This window comes from Paenisporosarcina sp. TG20 (assembly GCF_000286315.1).
Classification (GTDB): Bacteria; Bacillota; Bacilli; order Bacillales_A; family Planococcaceae; genus Paenisporosarcina.
This window is the reverse complement of the sequence record NZ_ALJG01000180.1, coordinates 1-7,762: the sequence shown is the minus strand read 5'-3', so window position 1 is coordinate 7,762 and position 7,762 is coordinate 1. Positions and strand designations below refer to the sequence as shown.

The 7,762-nt window shown below is 39.1% G+C and carries 7 protein-coding genes; 1 reads left to right on the top strand and 6 read right to left on the bottom strand.

Features of this window, described 5'->3' with window-relative positions; translation table 11 throughout:
* Positions 1 to 764 precede the first annotated feature (764 nt).
* A complete protein-coding gene (locus B371_RS0102890) occupies positions 765 to 2,387 on the bottom strand; it encodes an AarF/ABC1/UbiB kinase family protein (protein WP_019412815.1) in 1,623 nt (540 codons plus the stop codon).
* 115 nt (positions 2,388 to 2,502) lie between these two features.
* Between B371_RS0102890 and B371_RS0102885 the strand changes: the two genes are divergently transcribed.
* Positions 2,503 to 3,279, top strand: a complete 777-nt coding sequence (locus tag B371_RS0102885; RefSeq protein WP_019412814.1) for an enoyl-CoA hydratase-related protein — start codon at positions 2,503 to 2,505, stop codon at positions 3,277 to 3,279.
* A gap of 200 nt (positions 3,280 to 3,479) precedes the next feature.
* Here the strand turns inward: B371_RS0102885 and B371_RS0102880 are convergent, their stop codons facing one another.
* The 5 genes from B371_RS0102880 to B371_RS0102860 all read right to left on the bottom strand — a co-directional run bounded on the left by B371_RS0102880 (position 3,480) and on the right by B371_RS0102860 (position 7,441).
* Positions 3,480 to 3,851 carry a hypothetical protein gene (locus tag B371_RS0102880; protein WP_157185135.1) on the bottom strand — a complete coding sequence of 124 codons (372 nt, stop codon included), beginning with the start codon at positions 3,849 to 3,851 and terminating at the stop codon, positions 3,480 to 3,482.
* Between the two features lie 395 nt (positions 3,852 to 4,246).
* Entirely contained in the window at positions 4,247 to 5,380 is a 1,134-nt protein-coding gene (locus B371_RS0102875) for a bifunctional cystathionine gamma-lyase/homocysteine desulfhydrase (RefSeq protein WP_019412812.1), read from the bottom strand.
* Between the two features lies 1 nt (position 5,381).
* Positions 5,382 to 6,314 carry a PLP-dependent cysteine synthase family protein gene (locus tag B371_RS0102870; RefSeq protein ID WP_019412811.1) on the bottom strand — a complete coding sequence of 311 codons (933 nt, stop codon included), beginning with the start codon at positions 6,312 to 6,314 and terminating at the stop codon, positions 5,382 to 5,384.
* Complete coding sequence (locus B371_RS0102865) at positions 6,314 to 6,787, bottom strand: S-ribosylhomocysteine lyase (protein WP_019412810.1); 474 nt, start codon at positions 6,785 to 6,787, stop codon at positions 6,314 to 6,316. The genes B371_RS0102870 and B371_RS0102865 overlap by 1 nt, the downstream gene beginning before the upstream one ends.
* An 18-nt stretch (positions 6,788 to 6,805) precedes the next feature.
* Positions 6,806 to 7,441, bottom strand: a complete 636-nt coding sequence (locus B371_RS0102860; RefSeq protein ID WP_019412809.1) for a trans-aconitate 2-methyltransferase — start codon at positions 7,439 to 7,441, stop codon at positions 6,806 to 6,808.
* Between the last annotated feature and the right edge of the window lie 321 nt (positions 7,442 to 7,762).

Here is a 7,762-nt window from a genome sequence, read left to right as displayed (position 1 = left end):
TCCGTGAGCCTCCTCGTGAAGGGGAACCATAGAAATCCGTTTATTTCCGCTCCGGTGGACGCTTTTCGCGGGTATGGCTTCAGTCTCCTCGAGCCAACAGGATGTTGGTCACGAAGACGTTAACTCGCGTAGTGGCGTTCTTAGCCTTCGTTCCATTGTGCTCCTGCGGTTACTCGTCGCAAAGATACTGGCTTTTGGCCAGCATCTTTCCTGGGGGCCTTCAGCTCATGCTTTTCCCGCAGAAATCGCCACCTGGGCTTCAATCAACTAGTGTGAATTTATCCAACATTGCAACAAACTCTATTTTTAGTAACAATCATTTGAATCGTGAGCGATACTAATCAGCATGTGTTCATGATGCAAACCACTCAATTTTTCTATTATTTAAAGTACCAGTGACTTTCTGCATTCCTTCTTTAAGTTGTATTTTCTTGTATGATCAATTCGAAAACATTTATTTTGATTGGAGCGGAAGGGGGCGAAAAACATCTGCTCCTGCATCGCTGCGCTAGCTTCGTCGCAAAGAACAGGTCCAAATTCCCTTTGGTCCTGTTCTTTCCTACGGGATTAGCGGGTTAGGTGAGACCCCGCTAGCGACCGAGGAGGCTCGCCGCCCGCCCCGTGGAAAGCGTCCGCCTGGAGCGCAAATTAGCAGTATGATACTAGAACCTACTCCTGAAAATACCGGGAATACTGGGTCCATGGCTTACTAAATTTATATTCTTTCTTGCAAAAAAACCACCCCACAAGGAGATGGCTTTAAATTATTTAAGTGATTTCTCTTTAAAAACAAAGACTGCTATCAAAAAGAAGAATCCAGATGTGGCGATTAGCGGAATGTGTTCATTCCAAACTCCAAACAATGTTGAGGCTAGCGATAACACTACAACGGTTCCTGCAAACATACGGGTTTGTAGTCGTAAGCGCTCTACTTGCTCACGTGTATCTCGTACTTGCATATATTCGCGCATTCGTGTCGGTTCTTCTAAAAACGTGAGCACCTTTTGTGGGAGTGAACGTAATGGACCAACCGCATTTATAGCAAGACGCAGCACCTCTTCTTTCGAAAACGATTTTTCTCCTCCTTTTTGTGTCGTTGCCCACTCCAAAACGCGTGGTCGGGCAATAGCCAGTAGATCAACCTTTGGATCAAGAACGTGGAGAACACCAATAAGCGTTGAAATAGCTCGTCCAAAAAAGGCGAATTCTGCAGGAAGTTGCACAGGCTGTGTACGAACAATTCCTTTTATATCAACTAGTAATCGATCGACAACAAAGCTATCCATTTGTGTTAATTCTTTTGATTCATAAGCTGCAACTACTCGTGAAATTGCGTCAGCGAGTATTCGACGATCCACTTGTGGCAACAAGAATCGTAATTCTTCTAAACCATCTAATACTTGTTCATATTGTTTAAAAATAATCCCTTCGACGACTTTCAATACAGAACGTGCTTCAACTGTAGTAATGGATCCAACCATCCCAAAATCAATCAATACAATCGTACCATCTGGCTTAATTAGTATATTTCCGCTGTGAGGATCAGCATGAAATTGGCCGCCGTTTAATACTTGTTCTAAAAACAGCTGGAACAATCGCTCCGTTAAATCGCGACGATCTATTCCATTCGCGTCAATAAACGCAAGATCTGTGATACGTGCTCCTTCAATCCATTCCATTACAAGGACACGACGTGTAGAAAATTCATCATAATACACAGGAAAACGAACACCAGACATTGCTTCAAAACGTTCCGAAAAACTACGACCATTACGTAATTCTTGCAAAAAATTAAGCTCTGCACCAATCGTATCAACCATTTCGTTATATAATAAGTTAAAATCAATTTGTTTACCAAATGCCGTAAAGCGTTTGGCTAACCAAATGACAATTTTCATTGCACGGAAATCAGAGCGTAAAATACGATCAATATCTGGGCGTTGAATTTTAACCGCTACAGGTGTTCCATCTTTTAACATACCTTTATAGACTTCTCCAATAGATGCAGATGCGACCGGTTTATCAGATAAATTTGTGACATAATCGATATGTGACGTATTCCACTCTTCTTCTAGAAGAGCAATGACTTTCATTCTAGGAACAGCAGGCACACGATCTGTTAATCCTTCTAGTTCTTCTATAAATGAAGGAGGCATAATGTCAGCGCGTGTGGATAAAAACTGCCCCATTTTAATCATTAACCCGCCTAGTTTAAGCGCAGTACGTTTGTATTCTTTCGCTTGTTTCGTCACAAGACGTTCCCATTTTTCGTTTACTACAGGTGTAAAACGTCCTTTATATCGACGCTGAAAAAGCGATACTTGTGTGAAAAATTTTACGGACATCCAGACAATGCGATAAATTCGATAGATTGCTAACCGATTCATTTCGAGAGCCTCCCTTGAATTCATTATAGAGAGAGATGGTAACAACGTCCAAATAGTGATATGTTTTGTAAGAGAAAAAATTTCTATATTGTGAACAACATAAGGAGGAATTATTATGGAAGCCATTCATTACGAACAAAAAGGGAATTTAGCCATCGTCACATTAAACCGTCCCATCTCTATGAACGCTTTTAATTATGAAATGTTGAGTGAACTTAGTCATATTGCAGAGTCCATTCGCATTAATCCAGATATTCGTGTCGTTATTTTCACAGGCTCTGGGGAAAAAGCATTCAGCGTAGGCGCTGATTTAAAAGAACGAAAAACATTAACGGAACAACAAGTAAAACGTAATATTTATAAAATCGGTGAAGTATTTTCAACAATTGAAAACCTTCCACAGCCTACCATAGCCATGATGAATGGTTATGCATTCGGTGGGGGAATGGAACTTGCCCTTGCGTGTGATTTCCGTATCGCAGCTGATGACGTAATACTCGGATTAACGGAAACAAGCTTAGGAATCATTCCAGGGGCAGGCGGAACACAGCGTTTACCTCGCTTAATTGGGGAAGCAAAAGCATTAGAATTAATCCTAACCGCTCGACGTTTAAAAGCAGATGAAGCATTAGCTTACGGCGTTTTGACACAAGTAGTTTCTCGAGACAGATTACTAGAATCGACTGAGAAATTTGCCAATTTAATGCTTGCAAATGGACCGATTGCTTTACAGCAAGCAAAATTTGCCGTTAAGCAAGGTATGAATGCTGACTTGCATACAGGCCTAAACATTGAACGTAAAGCTTATGAAATCACCATTCCAACAGAAGACCGCGTTGAAGCATTAATTGCTTTTGGTGAAAAACGTAAACCAGTATTTAAAGGGAAATAAAAATAAAGGAAGTATAAGTGATTTCAGTATCCTTGGAAAAAAGGATTTTCAATTACTAAAATTTACTGCACCATAACCTCAAAATAAAGACAGACGATTGAAGTGACCTTTGTCACTTCAATCGTCTGTCTTTCGCTTAGAGGATCTTGCAGTTAGTCTGCATCCGTCGTTAATAGATTCCGTATAAGAATTTTCACTAATCATTCAAAAGATTCCATTGGTAAATCCCAAAAAAAATAGTTGTCAGTAAATAACTTAGTTTCTACGACAACTGTTTCTTTATCCCTTTTAAAATAAAGAGCCGCTCCTTCTTTCGTTTGGTACGACCATCCTAAATCACTTAATACCTTTTTGATAGTGTCCGGTTTCGTATCATTCCTAGAAACGTAGCGAGTCACATATTCCGTTTCATCAAATTCCACATAGTCTTGTGAAGTAAAGTCAAGGATGGAAACGGCTAGAACCAGGCGAATTGTCCCCTCTTCTTGCATTAATATATGTCCATAACGAAAACCCAAAAATATAAAAGAAATTATAAATAACATTAAAAGGAGGAAACCAATTTTTTTCATTACGAACTCCTTCCCCATTTTCGAGTTATTTCTCCTAGTTCTAAGAATTACTTATACTATTCGTATGAATGGAGAAGAAGTGTATATTCCCTTTTTACTTTCCAACTATTTCTGAATAACTTTAATTTTCAACGGATTTTCTACCCCTGAAGATCGTGGATCAAATGTTTATGGAGAACCTGTAATTTTCCTATTCACTTCCAATAATTCAAGTATAATATCCTTTTTCTAGAATACAAGGGGAGATAGTGAAGATTAAATCATACATAATAATGAAAAACGAAAACAAAGAAAATTAGGCTACCAAACACCAAAATGATTTGGTATTGCAGTAGCCTAATTTCGTTATATATGTGTGGGTCAAGTAAAAAAATTCACTTCATCCAGCATTTCTATTAAGCTAAAGCTTGCTCTAAATCTTCAAGTAAGTCTTCAACATCTTCAATACCAACTGAAATACGTACTAATCCATCAACAATTCCTAATTCTTGACGGCGATTTGCTGGGATCGATGCGTGAGTCATTTGAGCTGGCACAGAGATTAAACTTTCAACTGCCCCTAAACTTTCAGCTAATGTAAAATATCGTAATTTCTTCAGTAACTGTGCTGCCTTTTCAGTGCTTCCCACGTCAAACGAAATCATCCCACCAAAACCACTAGTTTGTTTTTTCATAGTGTCATGGCCTACATGTGATTCTAGACCTGGATAATAGACTTTACCTACCGCCTTGTGAGCAGCTAAGAATTCAGCAATGCGCATCGCACTCGAATTCGTTTCTTCCATGCGAATACCGAGCGTTTTCAACCCACGAATTAATAACCATGAATCTTGCGGTCCTAAAATCGCACCAACTGAGTTCTGAACGGTATGCAAGTCTTTAGCTAACTCTTCTGTCGCAACAACAACTAACCCAGCTACAACATCACTGTGTCCACCGATATACTTCGTTGCACTATGCAAAACAATATCTGCACCTAGAGAGATAGGTTGTTGTAAGTAAGGTGTCATGAATGTGCTATCGACAATTGTTAATAAACCTTTTGATTTCGCAAGTTTCGCAATTTTAGCGATGTCCGTTACTTTCAATAAAGGATTAGTAGGTGTCTCTAAAAATACTGCTTTTGTATTTTCTTGAATTGCCGCTTCGAACTCAGCAATATTTGAAGAGTCAACAAACGTGGACTCAATGCCAAAACGGTTTAACACTTTTGTCATCACACGGTATGTACCACCGTATACGTCGTCTGTCATAACGACGTGATCACCAGAATTAAACAACATCATTACAGAACTGATTGCTGCCATTCCAGATCCAAAAGCAAAGCCTGCATGGCCACCTTCTAAATCACTAATTAAGACTTCAAGTGCATGACGAGTTGGATTTCCTGTACGTGAATATTCGTATCCACGAAAATCTCCTACTGCATCTTGCTTATACGTGCTTACTTGGTAAATTGGAGTAGAAACGGCACCAGTGGTTTCATCCCCAACAATTCCTGCGTGAATCAATTTAGTTTTAGGTCTCATTTTATTCTTCCTCCTTCAGTAAATCATAGACATTTTGACTCAAATAGCGTTCACTTGAGTCAGCAAAAATGGTTACAATATGGCTTCCAGGCTTTGCGATTTTCGCTTCTTCGAGTGCAGCATAAAACGCAGCCCCTGATGAACTACCAACAAGAAGGCCTTCTTCTTTAGCCAGCATACGCATTTTTGTAAATGCATTTTTATCCGTGACGGTATGGATAGCGTTAAAATATGCTTTGTCCATATAGGTTGGCAAGAATTCCATACCAATACCTTCTGTATAATGTGAACCTGGATCTCCACCATTAATAATGGATCCCTCTGGTTCAACAATGACTGTTTTAATGTCTGCATTCTGACTTATTAAATACGTAGCAGTCCCCATAAATGTTCCACCAGAACCCGCTCCAGCAACAAAGACATCGATTTGACCATCTAAATCACGCCATAGTTCAGGTCCCAATGTTTTAACATAGGTTTCAGGATTCGCCGGGTTCGAAAATTGTGATGGAGAAAAAGCTCCTGGAATCTCTTTTACTAATTCTTCAGCTCTTTTAATCGCGCCTTTCATACCAAGTTCAGTTGGTGTGTTTACAATCTCAGCACCTAGTGCACGCATCAATGTTTGTTTTTCCATACTGAATTTTTGTGGCACGACAAATTTCACCGTGTACCCTTTACCAATTGCAGCTAAAGCAACACCAATACCCGTGTTGCCTGCTGTTGGTTCAATAATAGTTCCACCTGGTTGAAGTTTCCCTGATTCTTCAGCATCTTTCAACAGAGATAACCCTAAACGATCCTTTACACTACCACCTGGGTTCATAAACTCAAGCTTAGCAAAAATACGACAGTTATTGGGAATTTCAATATTTTTGATTTCTAGAACTGGTGTATTCCCAATCAATTCATGAACGCTTCCGTAAATATTCATTATGCTTCTTCGGCAAACACCGTGCGCCACTCATCCTTCTTCGCTAACATTTCACGGGCGATATCTTTTGCACCTTCTAAACTGTGGTTTGCTGCCCATCCACACTGAATCACATTACAAGCTGGAACTTCAGTTGCTTGCAAAACATCGTTTAACGTTTTTTCCAAAATAGTAAGAATTTCTTCATAGTTGTCGTGGTTAATAACGGCTAAATAGAATCCAGTTTGGCAACCCATTGGACTCATATCTACGACCTTATCTGTATGATTACGGATATTTTCTGCCATTAAATGCTCTATTGAATGAAGACCTGCCATCTCCATATGTGCTTTATTTGGTTGAGTAAAACGAATATCATATTTCAAAATTTCGTCGCCATTTGATCCTGACTTTCTACCAGCTAAACGTACATAAGGTGCGATAACTTTCGTATGGTCCAAGTTAAAACTTTCTACATTCATTTGTTGTTTCATTTAAAACACTCCTATTCCTTAGTTTTTAGTTGCATCTATTAACCAAACATAATCATTCATACGTTCAAATTGAACGGTAAATCCAGCTTCTACAAACAGTTTTTCTAAGACAGGGATGGTTGTATAGTATTCGCGTTCCAAGTCGTCTGCCACGTTGTTGAATCCACGTGCACGCTCTTTATGAATTTGTTCTTGTTTTGCTGTTTCTGTCAAAAAGACGGTATCGGCAAATACAACTTTTCCACCCTTTGATAATAGACTAGCATACTTATCTAACGCTTTTCCTTTTTCAACGTCTGTAAGATGGTGAAAAACATAAGTACTTACAAATGTATCTAGTTTACCTTCAATATCAAAATCTAATAAATCACCATCAACTATTGAAATTTGTGGGAACCTCTCAGATGTAACTTTACGCATTGCGTCATTAGGCTCTATCCCAATAACATTATATCCTGCTTGAATTAACTTTAAAGTTAAGTTTCCTGTTCCTGTGCCGAACTCAACAACAGTACCAAAAGACTTTTTAGTCACGGCTAATAAAATGTCTTCATATTTATCAAATACATCACGATACTCAGGATCTTGTCCAGAAACCGATGCATCATAAGAATCTACCCACTCATCAAAAATTTCTACAAATTCACGTCCCATAGTAAACTCTCCTTTTAATGATATACTATTCCAACCTGTTTACTTTGTTATAGGTAACAGTATTATTTATAACATAAAACGTTCTTTTTTTCTACTCCTAAATACTAAAAATCGGGCAAAGTACGCCCGATCCTTTTAAGAAGGGTAACCATAGAAACCCGTTTATTTCCGCTACGGTGGACGCTTTTCGCGGGCATGGCTTCAGTCTCCTCGTCACTGCGTTTCTGCGGGGCCTTCAGCTCATACTTTTCCCGCAGAAGTCGCCACCTGCGCATCAATCAACAAGTGTGTATTTATCCGCGAATTCTATTTTTAGTGACA